The following is a 25749-nucleotide window of genomic DNA, read 5'->3' as shown; positions in this document are numbered from 1 at the left end:
ATGCCCGGCGGATGCGACGGGGCGCTCATTCGTCCAGGAACAGGCTCACCACATCATTGGTGAAACGGCGGCCCAGTTCGGTCGGGCGGACCTGGCCATCGGCCGTCTCCAGCCAGCCGCGCTGCACGGCCTCGGCCAGCGGTGCGTCGAGCACGCTGCGCGGCAGGCCGGTGCGCGATTCAAAATCACGCAGGCTGAAGCCCTCGTGCAGGCGCAGCAGGTTGAGCATGTACTCGAACGGAAGCCGCGCGGGCGTGATCACGTCATCGCCACCGAACGACGCCGGGGTGCCAGCGCTGTCCAGGTAGGCCTGCGGATGCTTGAGCTTCCAGCGCCGCAGCACGTGCTCTTCGGCGCCGGAACTGATCTTGCCGTGTGCACCGGCGCCGATGCCCAGGTAATCGCCGAAGCGCCAGTAGTTCAGATTGTGCGCGCTCTGCCGGCCGGGGCGCGCGTAGGCGCTGACCTCGTACTGGCCGAAGCCGGCCTGCGCCAGCAGCGCCTGGCAGTGTTCCTGCATGTCCCAGGCGTTGTCTTCATCGGGAATGCCCTGCGGTGGGCGCGCGAAGAACACCGTGTTCGGTTCCAGGGTCAGCTGGTAGTGCGAGATGTGCGCCGGCTGCAGTGCAAAGGCGCGCTCGAGGTCCGATTCGGCACCGGCCAGCGTCTGCTCGGGCAGTGCGTACATCAGGTCGATGTTGAAGTTGTCGTACCCCGCATCCTGGGCCATCTTCACCGCACGCTCGGCTTCGCCACTGTCGTGGATGCGGCCCAGCCGCTTCAGCGCGTCGTCGTCGAAGCTCTGGATGCCGAAGCTCAGGCGGTTCACGCCGGCCGCGCGGTAGCGGTCGAAGCGGCCATGCTCGGCGGTGCCGGGATTGGTTTCCAGCGTGATCTCGGCGTTCGGTGCGAAGCGCAGACGGGCGCTGGCCTGCTGCAGGAAGCGATCGATCGCCTCCGGCGGGAACAGGCTGGGCGTGCCACCACCGAAGAACACGCTGTGCACCACCCGGCCCCAGACCAGCGGCAGGTCCTGGTCCAGGTCGCGCAGCAGTGCATCGATGTAGGCGTCGAACGGCAGCTCGCCCTTGGCTTGGTGCGAGTTGAAATCGCAGTACGGGCATTTGCGCACGCACCACGGCAGGTGCACGTACAACGACAGCGGCGGTGGCACCAGTCGCGGTGGGCTGTCGTGGTCAGCGGAGCAGGCTTCGCCGGGCAGGTGGTTGCAGTGGTCGTGGGCGTGCGGCATGGGCTTCATCGGTAGTGCCGGCCGTTGGCCGGCTTCCCTGGTTCGATCGGATGGCTTCAGTACAGCGTCGCCAGCTGCTGCTTGAGCTGCTGCAGGGCAATGGCACGGTGGCTGATGGCGTTCTTCAGGGCCGGCTCCATTTCCGCAGCGGTCAGGCCGTGGGTGGTGTCCAGGAATACCGGGTTGTAGCCAAAACCGTTCGTGCCACGCAGTTCGCGGATGATCTGCCCTTCCCAGCGGCCCTCGCAGATCAGCGGTTGCGGGTCGGTGGCGTGGCGCAGCAGCACGATCACCGCATAGAAGCGGGCGCTGCGCTGGCCATCGGGGATGTCGGCCATCGCGTCCAGCAGCTTGGCGTTGTTGGCGGCGGCATTGGTCGGGTGGCCGGCATAGCGCGCGCTGTACAGGCCGGGTGCGCCGCCGAGCGCATCGACGATCAGCCCCGAATCATCCGCCAGCGCCGGCAGGCCGGTCGCTTCGCAGGCCGCGCGCGCCTTCAGCAGCGCGTTCTCGACGAAGGTCAGGCCGGTCTCGTCGACGTCGCCCAGGCCCAGTTCGGCGGCCGAGGTGATCTGCAGCGGCAGGTCGGCAAGGATCTCCTGCATCTCCACCAGCTTGCCGGCGTTGTGGCTGGCCAGTACCAGTTTCTTCATTGACGGGGCTCCAGCAGGTCCCAGGTGTTGCCATACAGATCGCGGAAGACCGCGACCGTTGCATAGGGTTCTTCGCGCGGCGATTCCAGGAACTCCACCCCGGCGGCCAGCATCGCCGCATGGTCGCGGTGGAAGTCGTCGGTGTTGAGGAAGAACGCAACGCGCCCACCGGTCTGGTTGCCGATGCGGCTGCGCTGTTCCTCGTTGCTGGCGCGCGCCAGCAGCAGGGCAGCGGCGCTGCCGTCGGTCGGTCCGACCACGACCCATCGCTTGTGGCCCTGGTCGATGTCCTCCAGCAGTGCGAAGCCGAGCTTGCCGGTATACCAGGCGATGGCCTCGTCATAGTCGGCCACCACCAGGGTGGTAAGGGCAAGGCGCCGGTTCATGCCGACAGCGCCGCCTGCTGTGCGGCCAGCAGTTCGTTCACGCCCTTTTCGGCCAGTCCCAGCAGCGCGTCCAGTTCATCGCGGCGGAAGGCATGGCCTTCGGCAGTGCCCTGCAGCTCGATGAAGCCACCGCCATCGTTCATCACCACGTTCATGTCGGTGTCGCAGTGGCTGTCTTCGGCATAGTCCAGGTCCAGCACCGGAGTGCCGCGGTAAACGCCCACCGACACCGCTGCCACCGCACCCAGGATCGGGTTGCGCTTGATCTCGCCGCGCTTGATCAGCACGTTCACGGCGTCGACCAGGGCCACGTAGGCACCGGTGATGGCCGCGGTGCGGGTGCCGCCGTCGGCCTGCAGCACGTCGCAGTCCAGGGTGATGGTGCGTTCGCCGAGGGCATTGCGGTCCACGCAGGCGCGCAGGCTGCGGCCGATCAGGCGCTGGATCTCCAGCGTGCGGCCGCCCTGCTTGCCACGCGCCGCTTCACGGTCGCTGCGGGTGTGGGTGGCGCGCGGCAGCATGCCGTACTCGGCGGTCACCCAGCCTTCGCCCTTGCCGCGCAGGAAGCCCGGAACCCGGTTCTCGACGCTGGCCGTGCACAGCACGCGGGTTTCACCGAAGCACACCAGTACCGAGCCTTCGGCGTGGCGGGTGAAGCCGCGTTGGATGACGACCGGGCGGAGCTGGTCGGGCTGGCGGCCACTGGGGCGGGAATCGGACATGATGCGGGTTCCGTAAGGGCGGGGAGTACGCCGCCATGCCCGCGACCTTCACGGGGCGGGCAGGGGGGCTCTGGTGAGGGCGCTAGGGTACCATTCCCCCTTTGCACGCACCGGACACATTCCATGATTCGAAGCATGACCGCCTACGCGGGTGGCGAGCGGGTCACCCCGTGGGGCACGCTGGGCTGTGAGCTGCGCTCGGTCAACCACCGCTTCCTGGAGGTCGGCGCCCGCCTGCCTGAAGAGCTGCGGGCATTGGAGCCGCAGCTGCGCGAGCGCATCGCCGCGCGCCTGAGCCGCGGCAAGCTGGATCTGGTGCTGCGACTGCGTGCGCCGGACGCGGCGGGGAATCTGCAGGTCGATGAGGCCCTGCTGGGCCAGCTCGGGCATCTGGCCCACCGCCTGACGTCGGATTTTCCCAACCTGCAGGTGAGCTTCACCGATCTGCTGCAGCTGCCGGGTGTGACCCGGGGCGAGGCCACCGATGCGGCGGCCCTGCAGGTCGAGGCGCTGGCCTTGCTGGATCAGGTGCTGGACGGATTCGTCGAAGCCCGCGAGCGTGAGGGCGGCAAGCTCGCCGCGGCCATTGCCGAGCGCGTGGATGGCATCGAGCGCATCGCGGGTGACGTCCGCACGCTGATTCCCGCCATCCGTGATGGCCAGCGTGCCAAGCTGGCTGCGCGCCTGGCCGATCTGCCGCATCCGGTCGATCCCGGCCGCGCCGAGCAGGAGCTGGTGCTGTGGCTGCAGAAGCTGGATGTGGATGAGGAGCTGGACCGCCTGTCGAGCCACATCGTCGAGATCCGCCGCGTGCTCACGCAGCGCGAGCCGGTCGGCCGCCGCCTGGACTTCCTGCTGCAGGAGTTCAATCGTGAAGCCAACACGCTGGGCTCGAAGTCGGTGGACAGCCGCACGTCCAATGCCGCGGTCGAGCTGAAGGTGCTGATCGACCAGATCCGCGAGCAGGTGCAGAACATCGAGTGATGCTGCGGGGCGCCTTCGGGCGCCCTCATCGTTTCAGCGCACGCTGACGCCGGCAGGCCCCGCCAGCAGGTGGCCGATCACCGCGGCCTGGGCAAACCCGGCGTCGGCAAAAACGGCTTTCACCGCATCCACGGCGTCCGCTGCGCAGGATACGAGCAGGCCGCCGCTGGTCTGCGGGTCGGTCAGCAGTGGCTGCCAGTGGGCGGCCACGCCTTCGGCGAAATGCACCTGGCCGCCATACGAGGCCCAGTTGCGGTTGGATGCGCCGGTAACGCAGCCATGCTGCAGCAGTGCAAGTGTCTGTGGCAGCAGCGGTACCTGCGTGCTATCCACTTCGGCGGCCACGCCACTGGCGCGGCACACTTCCAGCAGATGGCCGAGCAGGCCGAAGCCGGTGACGTCGGTCATCGCATGCACCCCGTGCAACGCCGCCAACGGTACGCCCACGGCATTCAGGCGGGTGGTGGAGTCGAGCATCTGCCGGTAACCGTCGGCATCGAGGACGCCCTTCTTCAGCGCCGACGAATACACGCCCACGCCCAATGGCTTGCCCAGCACCAGCACATCGCCGGCGCGGGCATCGGCATTGCGCTTGAGCCGCTGCGGATCCAGCACGCCGATCGCGGCCAGGCCATAGATCGGCTCCACCGAGTCGATGCTGTGGCCCCCGGCCACCACGATGCCGGCGTCGGCACAGGCACGTTCGCCGCCCTGCAGGATGCCGCGGATCGTGTCCTGTGGCAGCGTATTGATGGGCATGCCGACGATGGCCAGTGCGAACAGCGGCCGCGCGCCCATCGCATACAGGTCCGACAGCGCATTGGTGGCGGCGATGCGGCCGAAGTCGAATGGGTCATCGACGATCGGCATGAAAAAGTCGGTGGTGGCGACGATCGCCTGGCGATCATCAAGCCGGTAGACCGCGGCATCGTCACTGGTCTCGCGGCCGACCAGCAGTTCGGCCGGCGCAGGGAACGCCGGGGTGCCCCGCAGCAGTTCGGCCAGCACGCCGGGTGCGATCTTGCAGCCACAACCGCCGCCGTGGGCCAGCGAAGTCAATCGCTGCGGAGCCTCGGCCGACGGGGGGAGTGGGGACTGCACATGCGAGGCCATGCCGGCATCTCCTGCAGGAACACGAATGGCGGAAGGCAGCAGGAGTCGAACCTACCAGGGAGCGATCGACGCCCCCTGCTGGGTTTGAAGCCCAGCCGCATGCCCGGATGCGCATGCCTTCCGAAGGTACGGCGGTACCGGTGCAGTCAACCGTGGGCGGTGTTCCATTGCAGGTCGCCGCGCGGCCGATGCTGGTCACCGACGCGTCGAGTGTAGCCAACGCGATTGAAGAACTCCAAGATCTGGATGCTGCGCTTGCGGCCCAGGCCGATGGCATCGCGGAATGCTGCCGCGTCCACCATGCCCGTTGCCTGTGACAGCCGGGCGACCGTTGCCGCCAGCGCGTCGATGCGGGCCGGTGCGTAGAACAGGTCCGGCACCACCTGGAACAGCTCGCCGCGCGCGGCGGCGCGGCGCAGGACCGCACGCATCTCCTCCTCGGCGAAGCCGAGATCGGCCGCAAGCGTGCGCACCCAGGGCGGATCGAAACCACCGGCATCCAGACGCGGGAGCACGCGTTCGAGAAGCGCGCGCTCGCGTTCCGGCGGCGCATGGTCGTGGCCTGGCAGCCGCCACCACGCGCCCACGCGCTGCAACGCGCCATCGTCGAACAGGTCCTGCAGCAGAGCGTTCCAGAGACTGGTCGAGAGCGCGGGCAGGGTGCTGCGCTGCAGGCGCCCGCTGTCGACACCGGGCTCGTCCGGCCGTCGCTCGTGCCAGTCATGCAGCGAGCGGATCACCTGTTCGCGCAGCGCCTGCCAGTGTGAGGCGAAGATGATCACCGTGTCCTCGCGGGTGGCGATGCGCCGGGCATCTGCAGGGAGATCGATCTGTGCGGCCTCACGCCGGCAGTAGCGTTGCAGGGCGGCCAGCGCGATGCCGGCCGGTGCCTGCTGCAGCAGCGGCCCGACGCCGGCGCCGGCCGCGAGCTGTTCAAGGGCTGCCAACCACGCCCGGCGTGCCGGGCTGCGCCGACGTCGTTGCGGTGGATCGGGATCGAGCACGGTGCCGCCGCCCAGCGTATGCGCTGCGGCCGAATCGCGGGCGATGAAGCGGTCGCCGCACATCGCGCAGACCGGGGCATCGAACACCAGCTGCACCAGCTGGCCGTTGCCACTGTCTTCATCCTCCAGCAGCACCACATGGGCCTGCCGGTGCATCGTGCCCCAGTGGATGTGCAGCGGTGTCCAGTCGCGCAGGGGCCGCACCTGTGCCGCAAGGCGAAGGCGTACGTCGACGCGGGTGGTGGCCTGCAGCGCGCGCGGATCGGCGATCCAGTCGCCGCGGGTGATGCCGTCGCGGGCGATGGCGGCCAGGTTCAGGGCACAGCGCTGTCCCGCGGCAGCCTGTCCACTGGCCTGGTTCTGCGCATGGATGCTACGGATACGCACGTCGATGGCGGCCGGCATCAACTGCAGATGCGCGCCGACCGCGGCCACGCCGCCCTGTACCGCGCCGGTGACCAGTGTGCCGTGACCGGCCAGCGAGAACACGCGATCCACCGGCATGCGGAACAGCTCGCTGCGGCGCTGGGCCGTCTGGCGGCTGTCGTTAGCGGCGGCCCACGCATGCAGGTGGGCGCGCAGCGCATGGATGCCGGCATCCGCGCTGTCGGTGCTGTTGCAGGCGAATACTGCAGACCCCTGCAGCGGTGTGCAGGCCAGCAGGGCAACGATCTCCGCTTCGGCCTCGGCAATGCGCGCCGCATCCACACGGTCGATCTTGGTCAATGCCACTGCAGCGCGGTCCACACCCAGCAGCTGCAGGATCGACAGATGCTCACGGGTCTGCGGCATCACGCCGTCATCGGCGGCGATCACCAGCAGCGCCACATCGATGCCGGTGGCACCGGCCACCATCGTGTGCACGAAGCGCTCGTGACCCGGCACATCGACGAAGCCCAGCATCGCCGGAGGCCCCTCTCCGCGTGCGGCCTCCACCGGCACATAGGCATACCCCAGTTCTATGGAGATGCCGCGCGCGCGCTCTTCCTGCAGGCGATCGGTTTCGATGCCGGTCAGTGCCCGCACCAGGCTGGTCTTGCCATGGTCGATATGCCCGGCGGTACCGACGATCATGCCTGCAGCGCGCTCCACTGGGCGAGGAAAGCAGCCTCATCCCCGTACTCAAGCCCGCGCAGGTCAAGCCACAGCGCATCCTCGGCAATGCGCCCGAGCACCGGCCGTGGCAGGCCGCGCAGGCGCTTGGCCAGCCGGTCCAACCCGGCAGCTGCAGCGACGCGGATGCGCAGGCCGGCGCTGGCCAGTTGCGCCTGTGGCTGCGCGCCACTGCCGACCTGGCTGTACATCGGCACCGCTTCAACCGCGTAATGCGCGGCCAGCGCCTGCTGCACGGAAGGCAGCAGGCGCTGTGCCTGCGCATGGATGTCTCCCTGTTCGCGGGACAGCGTGCGCAGGGTCGGCAGCCGCTGCGGCAGCAGTTCCGGTTCGCGGTACAGCGCCAGTACCGCTTCCAGCGCGGCCAGGCCCATCTTGTCCATACGAAGGGCGCGCTTGAGCGGATTGCAGTTGATGCGTGCGATGAGGTCGGCGCGGCCGGCAATGATCCCGGCCTGCGGTCCACCGAGCAGCTTGTCGCCGCTGAACGAGACGAGGTCGGCGCCCCCCGCCAGCGTTTCCTGCACTGTAGGTTCGCGCGGTAGACCGTGGGCAGACAGGTCGCACAGGCTGCCACTGCCAAGGTCCACCGCCAGTGGCAGCCCGTGCCCGTGCGCGATCGATGCCATCCGTGCAGTATCGACCTTGGCGGTGAAGCCGGTGATGGCGTAGTTGCTGGCGTGCACTTCCATCAGCAGCGCGGTGCGCGTGCCGATGGCGCTGTCGAAGTCGGCCGGATGGGTGCGGTTGGTGGTGCCCACTTCGCGCAGCCGCGCACCGGCGCTGCGCATTACATCGGGAATTCGGAAGGCGCCGCCGATTTCCACCAGTTCGCCCCGCGACACGATTACCTCGCGGCGATTGGCCAGGCTGTTGAGCAGCAACAGGACTGCTGCGGCGTTGTTGTTGACCACGGTCGCCGCTTCGGCGCCGGTCAGTTCGCAGACCAGTGCCCGCACGCGCGCATCGCGGTCCCCCCGACGGCCCAGGGCGATGTCGAATTCCAGATCCACCGGCGCCGTCATCGCGCGGGTCACTGCGCGTACCGCGGCGTCCGGCAACAGCGCGCGGCCGAGATTCGTATGCAGCACCGTGCCGGTGAGGTTGAATACCGGCTGCAGATCCAGGCGTGCATCGGCTGCCAGCGCCGACTGCAGGGCCGCGACCACGCCGGGTTCCGCGACGGCCCGCTGCAGCTGTTCCGGTGACAGCTGGCCGCAGCCGCTGCGCTCGCGCAACCCCTGCACGTGCTCGCGCAGCAGATGGGCGATGCGGCTGCGGCCGTGGTCCCTGATCAGCGTCGACAACGCCGGCAGGCGCAGCAGGCGGTCCAGCGAGGGCAGGGCGCTGGCCGGGGCGGTGGGGGCGTGCACGCGAGGCATCGGTTCAGTCGCCGTCGGACTGCCAGAGCAGCGGATTCTGGCTGGCGCGCATGTAGCCTTCCTCGCCCAGCAACAGATCCAGCGCCAGCGTGCCGAGGTCGTCGGCGACCGGCTCCAGCGCCGGATCCTTCTCCAGATACAGAATCTTGCGGTAGCTGTGGCAGTGATCGCAGGTCTCGGCGCGGATCGCGCCTTCACGCACCACCTCGCCTGCATCGCCGTCGACCTCGGCCAGCGCGCGATAGGCGATGTCCTTGCCGGCCGCGCCGCATTGGCTGCACTGCACGCGCACGTAGTGCCACTGACAGGCGCACAGCGAGCACGACAGATAGCGGTAGGACGCGTAGGGTGGGCGCGCCTGCACCACACTGGCCACCGGCAACGAGCCGCACAGCGGGCACAGCCCGGGTGCATCGGCAAGCGGTTTCAGGTCGGTGGGGCGGAAGCTGGCCGCGAGTACGGCCCAGTACACCTGCAGCGCGTTCATCACCAGCAGGGCAGCGACCGCGTCCAGCGACGGTGCGTCGTCGCGCTCCAGCACCGCATGCGCCTGTGCATCCAGCCAGGCGTCAGCGGCCGCGGCAACCCGTTGCAGTTCCTGTCGGGTCTCCGCAGGCAGTCCGGCTTCATCGGCGCAGTGCCGGCACAGCGCGCGCAACCAGTCGCGCCATCGGCCATCGAGCTGAAGTGTGTTGGCGGGCCGCAATGGCATGCCGGCGCTGGCCGCCGCGCTCGACTGCTGCGCGCGGGCCTGCGCCTGCAGCGCCTCGCGTTGCTGCGGCGTCAGTTCGTCCAGCAGCGCCTGTTGTGCATCGGCCAGTGCCGCCAGCAGCTGCAGGTAGCCACCGATGGCACTGCGTCCTGCCAGGCTGCGCAACCGGTCCGCACGTCCGCCGAACAGCGAGGCGATATCCGGCAGGATGATGCGCGGGACATCGCGCGAGGCCAGCGTCTCGATCTCACCGGGTTCAAGGATGCGTTGCGCCATGCGGGGCCAGCCGGAAGAACCAGCCTCCATCCTCGCCGTTGTCGACGCTGGCGTCCAGCGTGCTGCCAGCCACCTGAAAGGTCGGGGTCAGATCCGTTTTCCAAAGAAAAACGGATCTGACCCCATCGGTTGACCCCATCGGTTGTTGCCGTGTTCATCGTGTCGACCAAGGTCGACACCCACCAACAGCAGCGGGACCCATCCCGCCATCCGGCGGCAACCTGCTTTTGACGTTGACGTTGACGTTGACGTTGATCCGGCGGGTGCAGGGCCGCAGGCCCTGCCGTTACCCCTCTCCGCGCCGCCCGCGCAGGATGTCCCTGAACCACTGCCGATGGTGCTTGTAGGCCCACCCATAGGTCACCTTGCCCTGGGTCATCGCGCGCACCGAACCCTTGATCCAGATCGCGGCATAGATGTGCACCACGATGGCGCACACCAGTACCCAGCCAAACAGTGCGTGCACCAGCACCGAAAAACGGATCACGCCGATCGGGAACAGATGGCTGAAATACTGCCGCCAGATCACGAAGCCGGTCAGCAGCAACGCCGAAAGGCAGCCGATGATCGCCCAGAACAGCAGTTTCTGGCCGGCGTTGAAGCGGCCGACCGGTGGCAGTGTCTCATCCTCGTTGCGCAGCACCTCGCGCATGCCGCGCAGCCATGCGCGGTCATCGGCGGTAGGCAGGTTGTCACGCCACATGCGCAAGGCGAGCAGGGCGAAGCCCACCACCATGGCCAGGCCGACGAAGGGATGCAGGATGCGTGTCCACGGCCCTCCACCGAACAGCGCCGTCAACGGGAACAGCGCAGGGTGGAACAGGGCCAGGCCGGACAGCGCGGTCAGCACGAAGCAGATCGCCACGATCCAGTGGTTGATGCGGGTCGGAGCGCGGTAGCGCACGATCTGGCGGGGATGCGGGGCGTACTTCATGGCCGCTGCTCCTCTTCGATCTTCTTTGCTTCGTGCTCGGCCTGCTCTTCCTCCTCATCGTTGACCGTGTTGCGGCCGATGCCGATGTAGTGCAGGAAGCCCACGAAGGCTGTCGCGGCGATTGCCAGCACGCCCAGCGGCTTGGCCACCCCCTTCCAGACCTCGACCATGGGGCTGATGCGCGGGTCCTTGGGCAGGTCGGCGTACAGCTCGGGCTTGTCCACGTGCTGCAGCACGTACATCACGTGGGTGCCACCGACGCCCTGCGGGTCGTACAACCCGGCATTCTCGTAGCCGCGTGACTTCAGGTCCTCGACGCGGCCGGCGGCGTGCTCGGTCATCGCCTGCTTGCTGCCGAACGTGATCGCCCCGGTCGGGCAGGTCTTTACGCACGCCGGCTCCTGGCCCACGGCCACGCGGTCCGAGCACAGCGTGCACTTGTAGGCCTTGTGGTCCTTCTTGGAGATCCGCGGCACGTCGAACGGGCAGCCGGTCACGCAGTAGCCGCAGCCGATGCAGTTCTCCTCCTGGAAATCGACGATGCCGTTGGCGTACTGGATGATCGCGCCCGGCGACGGGCAGGCTTTCAGGCAGCCCGGGTCGCTGCAGTGCATGCAGCCCTCCTTGCGGATCAGCCACTCCAGCTTGCCCTTCTCGTCCTCGTACTCGCGGAACTTCATGACCGTCCACGACTGGTCGCTCAGGTCCGGCGGGTTGTCATAGCTGCCGACGCAGCTGCCGACCTCGTCGCGCAGGTCGTTCCACTCCATGCAGGCGACCTGGCAGGCCTTGCAGCCGATGCACTTGCTCACGTCGATCAGTTTGGCGACCTGTCCGGTGTGGGCACCGCGCGCCTGCGGCGAGGGCGTGGTGGTGGCCGAGCGGCGGATGATGTCCAGCGATTGCAGTGACATGGCGTGTCTCCTACACCTTCTCGACCTTGACCAGGATGCACTTCGATTCAGGCGTCTGCGAATTGCCGTCACCGATGGCGTTGGTCAGCGTATTGGCGATGTAACCGGGCTTGGCAGCACCCAGGAAGCCCCAGTGGATCGGCACGCCCACCTGGTGCACCGTCCTGCCATCGATCTGCAGTGCCTTGATGCGCTTGGTCACCATCGCTACGGCTTCGATGTGGCCACGCTTGGAGCTGACCCGCACGCGACTGCCGTTGCCGATGCCCAGCTCGTCGGCCAGGGCTGCGCCGATCTCGACGAACTGCTCCGGCTGGATGATGGCGTTGAGCTTGCCGTGCTTGGTCCAGAAGTGGAAATGCTCGGTCAGCCGGTAGGTGGTGGCCACGTGCGGGAACTCGTCCGGCGAGCCGATCTGCGCGCGGTCGCTGTCGAACACGCGCGCGGCCGGATTGTTCAGCGTCAGCGCCTGGCCCGGGCTCAGCGGGTTGCTGCGCAACGGCGTGTCGAAGGGCTCGTAGTGTTCCGGGAACGGGCCTTCGGCCATGCCGGCCTTGGCGAAGAAGCGGGCGATGCCCTCGGGGTTCATGATGAACGGGCCCATCCCGCCGGCCGGGTCTTCATCGGCCTTGAAGTCGGGCACGTCGATGTTGCCCCAGTTCCTGCCGTTCCAGGCGAGCAGGGTGCGTCGTGGATCGAACGGCTGCCCGGCGACGTCGCACGAGGCGCGGTTGTACATCACGCGGCGGTTGGCGGGCCACGCCCAGGCCCAGCCCAGCGTGTTGCCGATACCGGTGGGATCGCTGTTGTCGCGCCGTGCCATCATGTTGCCGGTCGGCCCCCACGCACCGATGTAGATCCAGCAGCCGGAAGACGTGCTGCCGTCGTCGCGCAGGTCGCCGAACGCGGCCAGCTGTTCGCCGGCCTTGCGCACCAGCCGGGTCGGGTCCTTCGGATCGAACACGTCCACCAGTGCCTTGCCGTTGTACTCCATCGCCAGTTCTTCCGGCGTCGGCAGTTTCGGGTCGGCGTAATTCCAGGCGAGGTCGCGCACCGGCTCCCACCACGCGCCGCCGTCCTTCTCGTACAGCGCCTTGATGCGGTGGAACAGCTCGGACATGATCTCGATGTCGCTGCGCGCTTCGCCCGGTGCGTTGGCGCCCTTCCAGTGCCATTGCAGCCAGCGCGAGGAGTTCACCACCGCGCCGTTCTCCTCGGCGAACGAGGTGGTCGGCAGGCGGAACACTTCGGTCTGGATCGTGCTCGGGTCGACGTCGTTCAGTGCGCCATGGTTCTGCCAGAAGGCGATGGTTTCGGTTTCCAGCGGGTCCATGCTGACCATGAACTTCAGCTTGGAGAACGCGCTGATCAGCTTGCCCTTGTTCGGTGCCGAGGCCAGCGGGTTGAAGCCCTGGCAGATGTAGCCATGGATCCTGCCTTCGTTCATCAGCTCGTAGGCCTGCAGCATGTCGTAGGGCTTGTCGAGCTTGGGCAGGTGATCGAAGCACCAGTTGTTGTCGGCGGTGGCGGCATCGCCCCACCACGACTTCATCAGACTGACATGGAACTTCGGGTAGTTCTGCCAGAACGACATCTGGTTGGCGCGCAGCGGCTTCTGCGTGCGCTTGGCGATGTAGGCGTTGTAGTCCTGCTCGTCCTGCCTGGGCAGTGTCAGGTAGCCCGGCAGCAGGTCGGACATCAGGCCGATGTCGGTCAGGCCCTGGATGTTGGAATGCCCACGCAGGGCGTTCATGCCGCCGCCGGCCACGCCGATGTTGCCCAGCAGCAGCTGCACCATCGTGCCGGCGCGCACGTTCTGCGCACCGACGGAGTGCTGCGTCCAGCCCAGCGCGTACAGGATGGTCATCGCCTTGTCCTTGCCGGCGGTGGACGCGATCATGTCCCAGATCTGGCGGATGCTGTCGGCGGGCGTACCGCAGATGCGTTCGACCATCTCCACGGTATAGCGTGCGTAGTGCTGCTTGAGCAGGTTGTAGACGCAGCGCGGGTCCTTCAGCGTCGGGTCGCTGCGTACGTAACCGTCGTCGCCATACAGGTAGTCCCAGCTGGAGCGGTCGTAGCTGCGCTTCTGCGGGTCATAGCCCGAGTACAGGCCGTCGGTGAAGGCGAATTCGTCTTTCACCAGGAACGACATGTCGGTGTAGTTCAGCACGTACTCGTGCTGGATGCGGTCCTCGGCCAGCAGGTAGTTGATCAGGCCACCCAGGAACACGATGTCGGTGCCGGTGCGGATCGGCGCGTAGACATCGGCCACCGCGGCCGAGCGGTTGAAGCGTGGATCGATGACGATCAGGCGGGCCTTGTTGTATGCCTTGGCCTCGGTCACCCATTTGAACCCGCACGGGTGTGCCTCGGCGGCATTGCCACCCATGATCAGGATCAGGTCGGCATTCTTGATGTCGACCCAGTGATTCGTCATCGCACCTCGGCCTAGCGTCGGGGCAAGACCTGCCACCGTCGGGCCGTGTCAGACACGTGCCTGGTTGTCGAATGCGAGCATTCCAAGCGAGCGGACGACCTTGTGGGTCAATACCGCGGTTTCATTGCTGGTGGCCGAGGCCGCCAGCATGCCGGTGGTCAGCCAGCGGTTGACCGTCTGCCCCGCCTCGTTCTTCTGCACGAAGTTGGCGTCGCGGTCTTCCTTCATCAGCCGCGCGATGCGGTCCAGAGCGTCGTCCCAGCTCAGGCGCTTCCATTCGTTCGTACCCGGTGCACGGTATTCCGGGTAGAGCAGGCGCGATTTGCTGTGGATGATGTCGGCCAGGCCGGCGCCCTTCGGGCACAGCGTGCCACGGTTGACCGGATGGTCCGGGTCGCCCTCGATGTGGAAGATGCTCGGCTCGGCGTTCTTGGCGCCATCGCCGAGGCTGTACATCAGGATCCCGCAGGCCACCGAACAGTACGTACAGGTGTTGCGGGTCTCGGTGGCGCGGGTCAGCTTGTACTGCCGCACCTCCGCGAGCGCGATGCCGGGCGCGAAGCCCATCAGGGCCAGGCTGGAGCCCACCAGGGTTGTCCCGGTGACCTTCAGGAACTGGCGGCGACTCATCGAGGGCATGCCGTTCTCCTTGGATGGCGGGGAGGCGTGCAGGCCTCCGGGCTGTCGGTGGGTACGGCCGTCGAAGGGGAGAACCGCCAGCATGCCGCGAGCGTCTTTCCGGGAACGACCGCAATGCCCCGGTTATAGCACAGCCCCCCGCATGCCCATGTGGCACAAGGCCGGCCGGGTGTGGCCGGGCGCGGGGAGGGGCCGCTCTGGTAAAGTTGCGTGCCCGCACCCCGGGGAGCCGTCTGCCGGGCCTGGTTCCAGGATGTTCCGCGCAGTCCCCGCCGTCCTGGCGCGATCCTCCGCGCCATGTCTGGAACATCGAGGAAAAATTTTGCGAAATCAACCAGTTGGGTTCCGTGCATGAGCGCCCCGTCCACCCCGTCGGCCACCATCGCGCGCGGCACGCTGTACATCGTTGCCGCCCCTTCAGGCGCCGGCAAGAGCAGCATCGTCAACGCGACGCTGGCCCGCGACCCGCAGATCGCCCTGTCGATCTCCTTCACTTCGCGGGCCATGCGACCGGGTGAAGTGAACGGTGAGCACTATCACTTCGTCACCGCAGAGAAGTTCGAGCAGATGATTGCTGCGGGCGAATTCTTCGAGCATGCATGGGTGCACGGAGACTGGAAGGGCACGGCGCGGCAGTCGGTGGAACCGCAGCTGGCGGCCGGCCAGGATGTGCTGCTGGAGATCGACTGGCAGGGCGCGCAGCAGGTCCGGCAGCTGGTACCGGGCACGGTCACCGTGTTCATCCTGCCGCCGTCCAAGCAGGCCCTGCAGGACCGCATGCGCAAGCGTGGGCAGGACAGCGAGGCGGTGATCGCCCAGCGCCTGGGCGCCGCCCGCGACGAGATGCTGCACTTCAACGAGTTCGACTACGTCATCGTCAACGAGGTGTTCGACACCGCCGTGGACGAGCTGTGCGCGATCTTCACCGCCAGCCGCCTGCGCCGCGAGGCCCAGAAGGTCCGCCACGCCGGGCTGATCCAGGCCCTGTTGACCCCTGATCCGGGCGCAACTGACTGATTCCAAAAGAATCGGGTGAGGGTTGGCTTGATTTTGTCCAGCCCCTGCCGGTACACTCCGTCCCCTTTCCCTCATTCGACTGAGCGGCCGACCGGTCGCCGGGAGCCCGTATGGCCCGCATCACCGTAGAAGATTGCCTGGAAGTCGTTAACAACCGTTTCGAGCTGGTCATGATGGCCTCCAAGCGTGCCCGCCAGCTCGCCAATGGCGTGCAGGCCACGCTGGACAACAGCGAGACCGAGGACAAGCCGACCGTGCTGGCGCTGCGCGAGATCGCTGCCCGCAAGATCGACAACGCGCTGATCGACGAAGTCGAGAAGGCCGAGCGTGAGCGCGCCGAGCGCGAAGCGCTGGAGTGGGCCGCCGCGGAAGTGGTCGCCGATGAAGACATGTCCAAGAACGACGATTGATCGCATCGATCAACGTCATCGCTGGACACGCCGAACAGCCCGCCCCGTGCGGGCTGTTTCGCATTCAGGATTTGCCGTAAACGTCGCGCTGGAATAGGCTTCGGGCATGAACCCAGGCCCCACTGCCAAGGTCGCCGCAGCCCCCACTGCCGCCGTACCCGACTACGTCCTCCAGCTTGAACGCGCCGCCCATTACCTGCCGCCGGAGCAGCTGCCGCTGCTGCGCCGTGCCTGGGAAGTCGGGGCCGCTGCGCACGCTGGGCAGACACGCAAGTCGGGCGAGCCCTATATCACCCATCCTGTGGCGGTTGCGCAGGTGCTGGCCGAGCTCGGCCTGGATGTCGAAGCGTTGATCGCCGCGATCCTGCACGACACCATCGAGGACACGCCGCTGACCCGCGAGGCGCTGGCCGCCGAGTTCGGCGAGCCGGTTGCCGAACTCGTCGATGGCGTGACCAAGCTGGACAAGCTGAAGTTCCGGGACCGCCAGGAAGCTGCCGCGGAGAGCTTCCGCAAGATGCTGCTGGCGATGTCGCGCGACCTGCGCGTGATCATGATCAAGCTGGCCGACCGCCTGCACAACATGCGTACGCTGGGCGCCCAGAGCCGCGAAGCGAGGAGCCGCATCGCCCGCGAGACGCTGGAGATCTACGCGCCGATCGCGCAGCGGCTGGGCATGAGCCTGGTCAAGAGCGAGCTGCAGAACCTGGGCTTCAAGGCGTTGTATCCGTGGCGCCACGCGATCCTGGAAAAGCACATCCGCAGCCAGCCGGTGGTGCGCCGCGAGGCGATGGCGCAGGTGGAAGTGCAGCTCTCGCAGCGACTGGCGAAGGAGGGCATCGAACACCGCCTGGTCAGCCGCATCAAGACGCCGTGGAGCATCTACAACAAGATGCGCGACGAGAACAAGAGCTTCGACCAGGTGATGGACGTGTTCGGGTTCCGCCTGGTCGTGCGCAGCGTGCCCACCTGCTATCACGCACTGGGCTCGGTGCATGCCACGTTCAAGCCGCTGGACGGTCGCTTCCGTGACTTCATCGCCATTCCCAAGGCCAACGGCTACCAGTCGCTGCACACCGTGCTGTTCGGACCGTATGGCTCGCCGATCGAGGTGCAGATCCGTACCGAGGAAATGGACCTGATTGCCGAGCGAGGCGTGGCCGCACACTGGACCTACAAGTTCGGTGGCGATTCGCCCAACAGCGCGCAGAGCCGTGCCCACGCGTGGATCGTCGAGTTGATCGATTCGCAGCGCGCGGCCGGCTCCTCGCTGGAATTCCTCGACAACGTGAAGGTCGACCTGTTCCCGGACGAGGTCTACCTGTTCACGCCGAAGGGGAAGATCCTGGCCCTGCCGCGCAATTCCACCGCGCTCGATTTCGCTTACGCCGTGCATACCGATGTCGGCAACATGGCGGTGGCCTCGCGCGTGGACAAGAAGCTGGTGCCGTTGCGCACCAAGCTGGTCTCCGGGCAGTCGGTGGAGATCATCACCGCGCGTTCGGCCACGCCCAAACCGCAGTGGCTGGAGTTCGTGGTCACCAGCAAGGCACGCACCGCGATCCGCCACCAGCTCAAGCAGCTGGAGCACGAGGACGCCGTGCAGCTGGGCCACCGCATGCTTGACCGTGCGCTGGAGGCGATGGATTCCTCGCTGGAGCGGCTGCCGAAGGGGCGCCTGGATGCATTCCTGGCCGAACACCGTTTCCCGCGCCTGGAGGCGCTGCTGGCCGAAGTCGCGCTCGGCAACTGGATGCCGACCCAGGCCGCGCAGGCGCTGATGGCCTATGCGGAACTGCGTGGCGGCCCGCATTCGCGCCACCACTCGCAGGAGAAGATCCTGATCAATGGCAGCGAGCGCGGCGTGGTCACCTTCGCGGGCTGCTGCCAGCCGATTCCCGGCGACGACATCATGGGCTACCACACCGCCGGCAAGGGCATCGTGGTGCATCGCATGGACTGCCCGAACCTGGCCGAGCTGCGCAAGTCGCCCGAGCGCTGGGTGCTGATCGGCTGGGATACCACCGTTTCCGGTGACTACGACACCTCGCTGGTGGTGGAAGTGGAGAACGGCACCGGCGTGCTGGCCCAACTTGCCGCCGCGATCGCGCAGAGCCAGTCCAACATCGAGCGCGTGGATTATCTGGATCGCGACTTCAACGCTGCCGTGCTGGCGTTCAACATCCAGGTGCGCGACCGCAACCACCTGGCCGAGGTCATGCGGCGCCTGCGCCGCCTGTCGGTCGTGCAGTCGGTGCGCCGCCAGTAAAGCCACGCCATGCGTGGATGGTTCTTGTGGAGCCGAGCCCACGCTCGGCTGCTCTTGCCTGAAGCAGCCGAGCATGGGCTCGGCTCTACGGATGGCGCATCGCAGGCCCGGATTGAAGTAGATCCACGCCATGCGTGGATGATATTCCGTGCACACGATGCGCGAGGTCGGATCACGCCGCCTGTTCGCGCCAATACGCATGCAGCGCCGGGATATCCCCAGCGGTCAGCAACGGCATCGCCGCCTTGATCTGCGCCAGCGGCCACTCCCACCACGCCATTTCCAGCAACCGCGCGATGTCCTCCGCTTCGAACCGGCTGCGCAGCACCTTGGCCGGGTTGCCGCCCACGATGGCGTAGGGCGCCACGTCGCGGGTCACCAGTGCCCGGCTACCGATCACGGCACCATCGCCGATGCGCACTCCCGGCAGGATCATCGCCTCGGCGCCGATCCACACGTCGTTGCCGATCACGGTGTCACCGGCCGGCCTGAAGGCGTCATTGGCCGCGGCAAAGGCCGACTCTTCCTGCATGTAGAAGAACGGAAACGTCGATGCCCAATCGTGCCGGTGGCCCTGGTTGCCAGCCATGATGAAGCTGACGCCGCTTCCTATCGAGCAGAAGCTGCCGATGATCAGCTTGTCCACGTCGTCGCGATCAGGCAGCAGGTAGCGCGCGCAGTCGTCGAAGCCGTGCCCGTGGTAATAGCCGGAGTAGTAGCTGTAGCGGCCGACGAGGATGTTGGGGTTGGTGACCATTTCGGTCAGCAGCTTGCCCTTGAAGGGGGAGTCGAACACGTTTGCCATGGCTTGGTCCCACAGGAATCAGCAGCCAGTCTACGGATGCGCCCGGCCCGGAGACCATGGGTGGATGGTGCACCGGTAGCGCCGGGCCATGCCCGGCGAGCGCGCCACGCAGCATGAACCAAACGTCGCCGGGCATGGCCCGGCGCTACCGGGTTGCTACAATCGCCGCTCTGTTTTCCAAATGCACCGGAGCGACCATGTCCCGCCAGATCATCAACACCGAAAAGGCGCCTGCCGCCATCGGCCCTTACTCGCAGGCCGTGCGCGCCGGCAACACCGTGTACTTCTCCGGCCAGATCCCGCTTGATCCGGCGACCGGCGACATCGTCGGTGCCGGTGATGTCGAAGCCCAGGCCCGCCGCGCGTTCGACAACCTCAAGGCCGTGGCCGAAGCTGCCGGCGGTTCGCTGGACCAGGTCGTGCGCCTTGGCCTGTACCTGACCGACCTGGGCGAGTTCGCCAAGGTCAACGCGGTCATGCAGGACTACTTCCAGGCTCCGTTCCCGGCCCGTTCCACCATCGAAGTCTCCGGCCTGCCGAAGGGCGCCAACTTCGAGGTCGACGCGGTGATGGTCATCGACTGACGCCCCCGTGGCACGCAAGGCGGCGGTCACTCCGGTCCTGTCACCGTCCGGCGAAGCATCCCTGGCGATGCTCGCCGGCGTGGGTCCGGCCGTGGCCGCCAAGCTGCAGGCGCGTGGCCTGGCCACCCTGCAGGATCTCTGGCTTCACCTGCCGCTGCGCTATGAGGACCGGACCCGGCTGACCCGCATCGAAGACCTGCGATCCGGCGTGCCGGCACAGGTGGAAGTGCGCGTCGTCGCGGTCGAGCGCGGCATGCGCTACCGGCCGATGCTGAAGGTGGCGGTCGAGGACGAGGGGCAGGGCACCCTGGTGCTGCGCTTCTTCCATTTCCGCCAGCAGCAGGTCGGCCAGTTCGCGGTCGGCAACCGCCTGCGCTGTTTCGGAACGCCCAAGCCGGGCCACCTTGGCCTGGAAATCGTTCATCCCAGCTACCAGGTGCTGGGGCGCAACGATGATCCTGAACTTGGCGACCGCCTCGATCCGGTGTATCCCACGGTGGAAGGTGTGGGCCCGATGACGATGCGCAGGCTGATCGGCCAGGCACTGGATCGCCTGCCTGAAGAAGCCGCGCTGGAACTGCTGCCCGTCGGCTGGCTCGATGGCCTCGGCCTGCCGTCGCTGCGCAGTGCGCTGCTGACGGTGCACCGGCCGCCACCGGATGCCGACCTGGCCGCGCTGGCCGCCGGCACCCATCCGGCGCAGCGCCGGCTGGCGATGGAAGAACTGCTGGCGCACCACCTCAGCCTGCGTCGCCAGCGCATCGCGCTGCAGGCGCATCATGCGCCGCCGCTGGCCGGCCCCGGTGCGCTGGCCAAGGCGCTGCTGAAGCAGCTGCCGTTCGCCCTCACCGGCGCGCAGGCGCGCGTATTCAAGCAGATCCGCGAAGACCTCGCGCGACCTCGTCCCATGCTGCGGCTGGTGCAGGGCGACGTGGGTTCCGGCAAGACCGTGGTGGCCGCGCTGGCCGCCATGCTGGCGGTAGAGCAGGGCAAGCAGGTCGCGCTGGCCGCGCCCACCGAACTGCTGGCCGAACAGCATCTCAACAACCTGCGCGGCTGGCTGGAACCGCTGGGCGTACGTATTGCCTGGCTGGCCGGCAAGGTCACCGGCAAGGCGCGCGCGAAGGTGATGGAACAGGTCGCCAGTGGTGAAGCACAGGTGGTGGTCGGTACCCACGCGCTGATGCAGGAGGCGGTGGTGTTCCAGGACCTCGCCCTGGCCATCGTCGACGAACAGCACCGCTTCGGCGTGCACCAGCGCCTAGCGCTGCGCGACAAGGGCGCCGGCGGCAACAGCGTGCCGCACCAGCTGGTGATGACCGCCACGCCGATTCCGCGCACGCTGGCGATGTCCGAGTACGCGGACCTGGACGTATCGGCCATCGACGAACTGCCACCGGGCCGTACGCCGGTGCAGACCGTGGCCCTGAACAACGACCGCCGGCCGGAGCTGATCGAACGCATTGCCTTGGCCTGCGCGGAAGGACGGCAGGTGTACTGGGTGTGCACGCTGATCGAGGAAAGCGAAGAGCTGGATGCCACGCCCGCACAGGCCACCTTCGAATCGCTGCAGGCGCTGCTGCCGGGCGTGCGCGTGGGGCTGGTGCACGGGCGGATGAAGGCCGCCGAGAAACAGGCGACCATGGTCGCGTTCAAGGCCGGTGACATCGACCTGCTGGTGGCGACCACGGTGATCGAAGTGGGTGTGGACGTGCCCAATGCCTCGCTGATGGTGATCGAGAACGCCGAGCGTCTGGGCCTGGCCCAGCTGCACCAGCTGCGCGGTCGCGTCGGCCGCGGTTCGGCGGTGTCGCGCTGCGTGCTGCTGTACCAGGCGCCGCTTTCGCAGATGGCGCGCGAGCGCCTGCAGACCATGCGCGAAACCAACGATGGCTTCGTCATCGCCGAGAAGGACCTGGAACTGCGCGGGCCGGGCGAACTGCTTGGCACGCGGCAGACAGGCCTGGCCGGCTTCCGCATCGCCGATCTGGCACGCGACGCCGGCCTGCTGCCCGGCGTGCATGACCTGGCCGAGCGCCTGCTGGCGCAGCAGCCCGCACTGGCCGACCGCGTGGTCAACCGCTGGATCGGCGCGGCCGTGCGCTACGCCTCGGCCTAAGCGACCTCTGTGCGCTGCGCGCGGGAGTCGAGCATGGCTCGACTCCACAGACAGCGCCTTCGATCATTTCCATGTTCATCCACGCATTGCGTGGATGTGTCGACCAAGGTCGACACCTGGCAGAGCAAAATGCCGTTCCGACAGGCCGCGGGAAACTGTCGGAGGCGGACCCACCCCGCCATGCCCCAGAAAACCAGCTTTTGCCGTTGCTCTGGCGTTTGCCGTTGATTCGGCGGGTGCAGGGCACAGCCCTGCCAGAACCCCCATACTTGCAACGGTCATCATCCCGGTCCACACTTCGTTGCCGATCTGAAGACGGCAACAATGACCCACAAGATCCCCCTGTTGATCGACACCGATCCCGGTGTGGACGACGCCCTGGCCCTGCTCATGGCCTTTGCCGATGAACGGCATGACGTGGTCGCCCTGACCATCGCCGCCGGCAATGTCGGCCTGCAGTACACCGTCCGTAACGCCCTCAAGCTCTGCGACATCGTCGGCCGTCCCGACGTGCCGGTGTTTGCCGGCAGCCCCGATCCGCTGCTGCATCCCTCCGTCGATGCCGCGCATGTGCACGGCCGTGATGGCTACGGCGATGTCGATCTGCCACCGCCGGGCCGACAGGCCGAAGCCGAGCATGCCGCGCTGGCGATCCTGCGCCTGTCGCACAAGCATGCCGGCGAACTGATGCTGGTGATGCTCGGCCCGCTGACCAACCTGGCGCTGGCGCTGAAGCTGGACCCGACCCTGCCTGAGCGCATCAAGCGCATCGTGGTGATGGGCGGCGCGGTCACCTGCCACGGCAACATCACGCCGGCGGCGGAGTTCAACATCGCCTTCGATCCGGAAGCGGCGCACGTGGTGTTCACCGCATTCAAGCACCTGCTGGTGTCGGACTGGGAAGCCACCGTCGCCCACGGCCTGCCGCTGCAGGAGGCCGAGACGTGGCTGCAGGCCGATTCGGAGCGCGCCCGCTTCTATGAGCTGATCTCGCGCAAGACCCGTGGCCTGTCCGAAGACAGCAAGGGCGGACGCTGGTACACCGCCGATGCCCTGGCCATGGCCTGGGCGCTGAACCCGGAAGGGCAGCTGCGGGTGGAATCGCGGCCGCTGAACGTGGAACTGAACGGAACGTTCAGTCGCGGCGCGACCCTCGTCGACTGGAACCGCCAGACCGGCCAGCCGGACAACTGCGACCTGCTGATGGCCTACGACCAGGCCCGCTTCGAAAGCCTTGTGCGGCAGGCACTTGGCGCGGACTGAGCGCGGATCCACGCCACCGGTTGCCCCAAGGGGCGGCCGGTGCTTATAATGCCGCTCTTGACCACCAGCCCATTTACGGTGTGAGCCCATGAAGGCCGATATCCATCCGAACTACCGCGACGTCGTCTTCCATGACGTCACCTCCGATTTCAAGATCCTGACCCGCTCCACCATGGCGACGAAGGAAACCATCCAGTGGGAAGACGGCAACGAATACCCGCTGGTCAAGGTTGAAATTTCCTCGGCTTCGCATCCGTTCTACACGGGCAAGCACAAGGTCATCGACACCTCGGGCCGCATCGACAAGTTCCAGAAGCGCTACGCGCGCTGATCTGTCGATCCAGCTCCGAACCGACGGCCGCGCTCTGCGCGGCCGTTTGTTTTTCCCCGGCGCCTGCCCAACAGGCGTTTGGATGGACAGAACACTGCGTTCGCGTGACAACGCTTTTGCCGATCCGGGCCACTCGCTGGCCGGGTTCCGGCCGCCTGCCGTCTACGACTTCCGTCTAGCACCGGGCAAATGCTGCTGTGCGATAATGGCGTGATCCACGACACAGGTCGTGGACGTCATTCACGTGCCTGACCAATGCGCTTGGGCAGGCGCCTTCCCATGAAGGAGCGCACACAGTGTCCGATCTTGATCAGGTCACGCTCAACGCCGGCGACACGTCGGTCGTTCTGCCCGTCATCAAACCCACCCTTGGCAACGACTGCGTCGACATCGCGAAGCTGACCAAGGAAACGGGGTTCTTCACCTACGATTCCGGCTTCACCGCGACGGCCAGCTGCAAGTCCGCCATCACCTACATCGACGGCGACAAGGGCGTGCTGCTGTACCGCGGCTACCCGATCGAACAGCTGTCGGAAAAGTCGAGCTACGTCGAAGTGGCCTACCTGCTGATCAACGGCGAGCGTCCGAGCGCCGAGCAGCTGAAGGCCTTCACCGATGAGCTGGCTGCCGAGGCCAACGTCCCCGATTCGATCAACACCCTGATCGGCAGCTTCGCCAAGGATGCCCATCCGATGGCCATCCTGGCTGCCGCGATCGCGCAGCTGTCGGCCGTCTACCACGACGCGCTGGACCTGTCCGACGCCGAACAGCGCCGCCAGGCCGCTGTGCGCCTGATCGCCAAGGTGCCGACCCTCTCGGCGCTGATCTACCGTCACGGCAAGGGCCTGCCGGCCAACACGCCCGACACCTCGCTGGATTACGTCAGCCGCTTCCTGAAGCAGACCTTCGAGTCGGCCGACGGCCAGTACGAACTGAATCCTGACGTGGTCAAGGCGCTGGACCTGCTGTTCATCCTGCACGCCGACCACGAGCAGAACGCGTCCACCTCGACGGTGCGCCTGGTCGGCTCGACCGGTGCCAATCCGTATGCGTCGGTTGCCGCAGGCGTCACCGCGCTGTGGGGTCCGGCCCATGGCGGTGCCAACGAAGCCGTGCTGAAGATGCTGGAAGAAATCGGTTCGGCCGACAACGTGGAATCGGCCGTGCTCAAGGCCAAGGACAAGACCTCCGGCTTCCGCCTGATGGGCTTCGGCCACCGCGTCTACAAGAACTTCGATCCGCGCGCCAAGGTCATCGGCGAGATGACCAGCAAGGTGCTCAAGCAGCTGGGCGTGCAGGACCCGCTGCTGGACGTGGCCGTGAAGCTGGAGCAGGCCGCGCTGCAGGACGACTACTTCGTCGCCCGCAAGCTGTACCCGAACGTCGATTTCTACAGCGGCATCATCTACAAGGCGCTGCAGATTCCGACCGAGATGTTCACCGTCATGTTCGCCCTGGGCCGTACCTCCGGCTGGGTGTCGCATTGGCTGGAACAGCAGGTCGATCCGGAAATGAAGATCGGCCGTCCGCGCCAGGTCTACACCGGCAGCGACGTGCGCGACTACCAGGGCTGATCGCCCCGTAATCGCAACGTGGAAGAACGCCCCCGCAAGGGGGCGTTTTTTTTTGCCCAGGCCAACGTTGCCCCTTGCCGGTGCGATGCCGAAAGCGTCGCATTCTGCTGGTCACGGCACGCGCGATGCGTGTGTGATGTCGCAGAAGTACGCGTAATCGGCAATCAAGAAACGTTGCATGTACACCGCAGGAGCCGATCAATACCTTGACCGCGCTGCTGGCAGGGCAGGTCCGTGCCGGCAGTGCTTCCATCCAGGAGGCAACCCAATCCATCAGAGAGAGAAACCATGTCGCACATGTTCAAGAAGGCCGCCCTGGCCGTGGCGCTCGCCGGCGCTTCGCTGACCGCGCAGGCCGCCGTGGAAACCAACATCACCGTGTGGGCGAACGTCGATCCGACCCTGTCCCTGCTCAAGGCCGACGGCACCGCGCTGCCGGACGCGGTGCAGCTGGTCTACCGCGCCGGCGGTGCCGGCCTGTCGTCGTGGACCGAAGATGTGCGCATCTTCACCAATGACACCGAGAAGGACGTCAGCGTACGCCTGGCGGCCGACGCCGTGCTGCGTCCCGACCTGGCCGCACCGGGTGCCATCAACGTGCCGCTGACGGTCAGCCTCAACGGCCGCGCCCTGGAGACCACCCCGATCGACTTCGCTGCAGACGACCTGTTCGACAGCGCGATTCCGGGTGCGTCGATCGCCATGCCGCTGCGCGTGCAGCAGACCGTGTCCGGCGAGATCAACTTCGCGGGCCTGTACAGCGGCACCGTTGCGCTGGTCGTGTCGCAGAACACCGCCGCGCCGTAATCCCCCACCGCGCCGGCCCGTGCGCGGGCCGGCCGGCCATCGGTTG

At 67.0% G+C, this 25749-nt stretch carries 22 protein-coding genes and 1 tRNA gene; 10 read left to right on the top strand and 13 right to left on the bottom strand.

Going from position 1 to position 25749, the window contains the following annotated elements:
• Window positions 1-25 precede the first annotated feature (25 nt).
• The 4 genes from hemW to rph are packed head-to-tail and all read right to left on the bottom strand — an operon-like array spanning window position 26 to window position 3013.
• Window positions 26-1252, bottom strand: a complete 1227-nt coding sequence (gene hemW / locus ACX9OW_RS11500; RefSeq protein WP_065175727.1) for a radical SAM family heme chaperone HemW — start codon at window positions 1250-1252, stop codon at window positions 26-28.
• A 56-nt stretch (window positions 1253-1308) separates the two neighbouring features.
• Window positions 1309-1905 (bottom strand): RdgB/HAM1 family non-canonical purine NTP pyrophosphatase, encoded by a 597-nt coding sequence (gene rdgB / locus ACX9OW_RS11495; RefSeq protein WP_053519467.1) that lies wholly within the window; start codon window positions 1903-1905, stop codon window positions 1309-1311.
• Window positions 1902-2291, bottom strand: coding sequence for a VOC family protein (locus ACX9OW_RS11490; RefSeq protein ID WP_053519466.1), 390 nt, complete (start codon window positions 2289-2291; stop codon window positions 1902-1904). The genes rdgB and ACX9OW_RS11490 overlap by 4 nt, the downstream gene beginning before the upstream one ends.
• Window positions 2288-3013: a ribonuclease PH gene (gene rph, locus ACX9OW_RS11485; protein ID WP_459062291.1), complete on the bottom strand. Its 726-nt coding sequence runs from the start codon at window positions 3011-3013 to the stop codon at window positions 2288-2290. The genes ACX9OW_RS11490 and rph overlap by 4 nt, the downstream gene beginning before the upstream one ends.
• A 123-nt stretch (window positions 3014-3136) precedes the next feature.
• Between rph and ACX9OW_RS11480 the strand changes: the two genes are divergently transcribed.
• Window positions 3137-3997, top strand: coding sequence for a YicC/YloC family endoribonuclease (locus tag ACX9OW_RS11480; protein ID WP_459062290.1), 861 nt, complete (start codon window positions 3137-3139; stop codon window positions 3995-3997).
• A gap of 33 nt (window positions 3998-4030) precedes the next feature.
• On the opposite strand, the gene selD is transcribed toward ACX9OW_RS11480, so the two are convergent.
• The 8 genes from selD to fdnG form a co-directional block, all read right to left on the bottom strand.
• A complete protein-coding gene (selD, locus tag ACX9OW_RS11475) occupies window positions 4031-5110 on the bottom strand; it encodes a selenide, water dikinase SelD (RefSeq protein WP_262100485.1) in 1080 nt (359 codons plus the stop codon).
• A 26-nt stretch (window positions 5111-5136) separates the two neighbouring features.
• Window positions 5137-5232: transfer RNA gene (locus tag ACX9OW_RS11470), tRNA-Sec, on the bottom strand.
• Window positions 5233-5256: 24 nt separating this feature from the next.
• Window positions 5257-7188, bottom strand: coding sequence for a selenocysteine-specific translation elongation factor (gene selB / locus ACX9OW_RS11465; protein ID WP_459062289.1), 1932 nt, complete (start codon window positions 7186-7188; stop codon window positions 5257-5259).
• Window positions 7185-8609, bottom strand: a complete 1425-nt coding sequence (selA, locus tag ACX9OW_RS11460; protein ID WP_459062288.1) for an L-seryl-tRNA(Sec) selenium transferase — start codon at window positions 8607-8609, stop codon at window positions 7185-7187. Before selA ends, selB begins: the two co-directional genes overlap by 4 nt.
• Window positions 8610-8613: 4 nt before the next feature.
• The gene (fdhE, locus tag ACX9OW_RS11455) at window positions 8614-9597 is read right to left on the bottom strand and encodes a formate dehydrogenase accessory protein FdhE (RefSeq protein WP_128988518.1); all 984 of its coding nucleotides are present in this window, start codon (window positions 9595-9597) and stop codon (window positions 8614-8616) included.
• Between the two features lie 286 nt (window positions 9598-9883).
• Window positions 9884-10531, bottom strand: a complete 648-nt coding sequence (locus ACX9OW_RS11450; RefSeq protein ID WP_164150895.1) for a formate dehydrogenase subunit gamma — start codon at window positions 10529-10531, stop codon at window positions 9884-9886.
• Window positions 10528-11445, bottom strand: coding sequence for a formate dehydrogenase subunit beta (gene fdxH, locus ACX9OW_RS11445; protein ID WP_065181684.1), 918 nt, complete (start codon window positions 11443-11445; stop codon window positions 10528-10530). Before fdxH ends, ACX9OW_RS11450 begins: the two co-directional genes overlap by 4 nt.
• 10 nt (window positions 11446-11455) lie before the next feature.
• Window positions 11456-14524, bottom strand: a complete 3069-nt coding sequence (gene fdnG, locus ACX9OW_RS11440; RefSeq protein WP_459062287.1) for a formate dehydrogenase-N subunit alpha — start codon at window positions 14522-14524, stop codon at window positions 11456-11458.
• A gap of 351 nt (window positions 14525-14875) precedes the next feature.
• Between fdnG and gmk the strand changes: the two genes are divergently transcribed.
• From gmk to ACX9OW_RS11425, 3 genes are all read left to right on the top strand, one after another.
• Window positions 14876-15541 (top strand): guanylate kinase, encoded by a 666-nt coding sequence (gene gmk, locus ACX9OW_RS11435; protein ID WP_459062286.1) that lies wholly within the window; start codon window positions 14876-14878, stop codon window positions 15539-15541.
• Window positions 15542-15651: 110 nt separating this feature from the next.
• Window positions 15652-15951: a DNA-directed RNA polymerase subunit omega gene (gene rpoZ, locus ACX9OW_RS11430; RefSeq protein WP_005410877.1), complete on the top strand. Its 300-nt coding sequence runs from the start codon at window positions 15652-15654 to the stop codon at window positions 15949-15951.
• Window positions 15952-16057: 106 nt separating this feature from the next.
• Window positions 16058-18220, top strand: coding sequence for a RelA/SpoT family protein (locus tag ACX9OW_RS11425; protein WP_053519455.1), 2163 nt, complete (start codon window positions 16058-16060; stop codon window positions 18218-18220).
• A 172-nt stretch (window positions 18221-18392) separates the two neighbouring features.
• Here the strand turns inward: ACX9OW_RS11425 and catB are convergent, their stop codons facing one another.
• Window positions 18393-19025, bottom strand: coding sequence for a type B chloramphenicol O-acetyltransferase (gene catB / locus ACX9OW_RS11420; protein ID WP_111186780.1), 633 nt, complete (start codon window positions 19023-19025; stop codon window positions 18393-18395).
• 197 nt (window positions 19026-19222) lie between these two features.
• On the opposite strand from catB, the gene ACX9OW_RS11415 reads away from it, so the two are divergent.
• The 6 genes from ACX9OW_RS11415 (at window position 19223) to ACX9OW_RS11390 (ending at window position 25703) form a co-directional block, all read left to right on the top strand.
• Window positions 19223-19609 (top strand): RidA family protein, encoded by a 387-nt coding sequence (locus ACX9OW_RS11415; protein WP_053519454.1) that lies wholly within the window; start codon window positions 19223-19225, stop codon window positions 19607-19609.
• Window positions 19610-19616: 7 nt separating this feature from the next.
• Window positions 19617-21728, top strand: coding sequence for an ATP-dependent DNA helicase RecG (gene recG, locus ACX9OW_RS11410; RefSeq protein ID WP_459062285.1), 2112 nt, complete (start codon window positions 19617-19619; stop codon window positions 21726-21728).
• Window positions 21729-22052: 324 nt separating this feature from the next.
• Entirely contained in the window at window positions 22053-22991 is a 939-nt protein-coding gene (locus tag ACX9OW_RS11405) for a nucleoside hydrolase (protein WP_128988512.1), read from the top strand.
• An 88-nt stretch (window positions 22992-23079) separates the two neighbouring features.
• Window positions 23080-23322 carry a type B 50S ribosomal protein L31 gene (locus ACX9OW_RS11400; RefSeq protein WP_005410871.1) on the top strand — a complete coding sequence of 81 codons (243 nt, stop codon included), beginning with the start codon at window positions 23080-23082 and terminating at the stop codon, window positions 23320-23322.
• Between the two features lie 296 nt (window positions 23323-23618).
• Window positions 23619-24896 (top strand): citrate synthase, encoded by a 1278-nt coding sequence (locus ACX9OW_RS11395; protein WP_164150898.1) that lies wholly within the window; start codon window positions 23619-23621, stop codon window positions 24894-24896.
• 288 nt (window positions 24897-25184) lie between these two features.
• Complete coding sequence (locus ACX9OW_RS11390; protein WP_053520042.1) at window positions 25185-25703, top strand: CS1 type fimbrial major subunit; 519 nt, start codon at window positions 25185-25187, stop codon at window positions 25701-25703.
• Window positions 25704-25749 lie beyond the last annotated feature (46 nt).

Source organism: Stenotrophomonas genospecies 5 (assembly GCF_054473825.1).
Note: the sequence above shows the minus strand (reverse complement) of the source record. Positions and strands in the feature narration are given on the sequence as shown.

Excerpts from the sequence above, each read along its gene's own strand:
- selB (WP_459062289.1), bottom strand. The coding sequence starts at position 7,188 with ATGATCGTCGGTACCGCCGGGCATATCGACCATGGCAAGACCAGCCTG.
- ACX9OW_RS11405 (WP_128988512.1), top strand. The coding sequence starts at position 22,053 with ATGACCCACAAGATCCCCCTGTTGATCGACACCGATCCCGGTGTGGAC.
- rph (WP_459062291.1), bottom strand. The coding sequence starts at position 3,013 with ATGTCCGATTCCCGCCCCAGTGGCCGCCAGCCCGACCAGCTCCGCCCG.
- selD (WP_262100485.1), bottom strand. The coding sequence starts at position 5,110 with ATGGCCTCGCATGTGCAGTCCCCACTCCCCCCGTCGGCCGAGGCTCCG.
- ACX9OW_RS11490 (WP_053519466.1), bottom strand. The coding sequence starts at position 2,291 with ATGAACCGGCGCCTTGCCCTTACCACCCTGGTGGTGGCCGACTATGAC.
- hemW (WP_065175727.1), bottom strand. The coding sequence starts at position 1,252 with ATGCCGCACGCCCACGACCACTGCAACCACCTGCCCGGCGAAGCCTGC.
- fdxH (WP_065181684.1), bottom strand. The coding sequence starts at position 11,445 with ATGTCACTGCAATCGCTGGACATCATCCGCCGCTCGGCCACCACCACG.
- ACX9OW_RS11415 (WP_053519454.1), top strand. The coding sequence starts at position 19,223 with ATGTCCCGCCAGATCATCAACACCGAAAAGGCGCCTGCCGCCATCGGC.
- catB (WP_111186780.1), bottom strand. The coding sequence starts at position 19,025 with ATGGCAAACGTGTTCGACTCCCCCTTCAAGGGCAAGCTGCTGACCGAA.
- ACX9OW_RS11400 (WP_005410871.1), top strand. The coding sequence starts at position 23,080 with ATGAAGGCCGATATCCATCCGAACTACCGCGACGTCGTCTTCCATGAC.
- ACX9OW_RS11425 (WP_053519455.1), top strand. The coding sequence starts at position 16,058 with ATGAACCCAGGCCCCACTGCCAAGGTCGCCGCAGCCCCCACTGCCGCC.
- rdgB (WP_053519467.1), bottom strand. The coding sequence starts at position 1,905 with ATGAAGAAACTGGTACTGGCCAGCCACAACGCCGGCAAGCTGGTGGAG.
- ACX9OW_RS11450 (WP_164150895.1), bottom strand. The coding sequence starts at position 10,531 with ATGAAGTACGCCCCGCATCCCCGCCAGATCGTGCGCTACCGCGCTCCG.
- ACX9OW_RS11480 (WP_459062290.1), top strand. The coding sequence starts at position 3,137 with ATGATTCGAAGCATGACCGCCTACGCGGGTGGCGAGCGGGTCACCCCG.
- fdhE (WP_128988518.1), bottom strand. The coding sequence starts at position 9,597 with ATGGCGCAACGCATCCTTGAACCCGGTGAGATCGAGACGCTGGCCTCG.
- selA (WP_459062288.1), bottom strand. The coding sequence starts at position 8,609 with ATGCCTCGCGTGCACGCCCCCACCGCCCCGGCCAGCGCCCTGCCCTCG.
- gmk (WP_459062286.1), top strand. The coding sequence starts at position 14,876 with ATGAGCGCCCCGTCCACCCCGTCGGCCACCATCGCGCGCGGCACGCTG.
- rpoZ (WP_005410877.1), top strand. The coding sequence starts at position 15,652 with ATGGCCCGCATCACCGTAGAAGATTGCCTGGAAGTCGTTAACAACCGT.
- ACX9OW_RS11390 (WP_053520042.1), top strand. The coding sequence starts at position 25,185 with ATGTCGCACATGTTCAAGAAGGCCGCCCTGGCCGTGGCGCTCGCCGGC.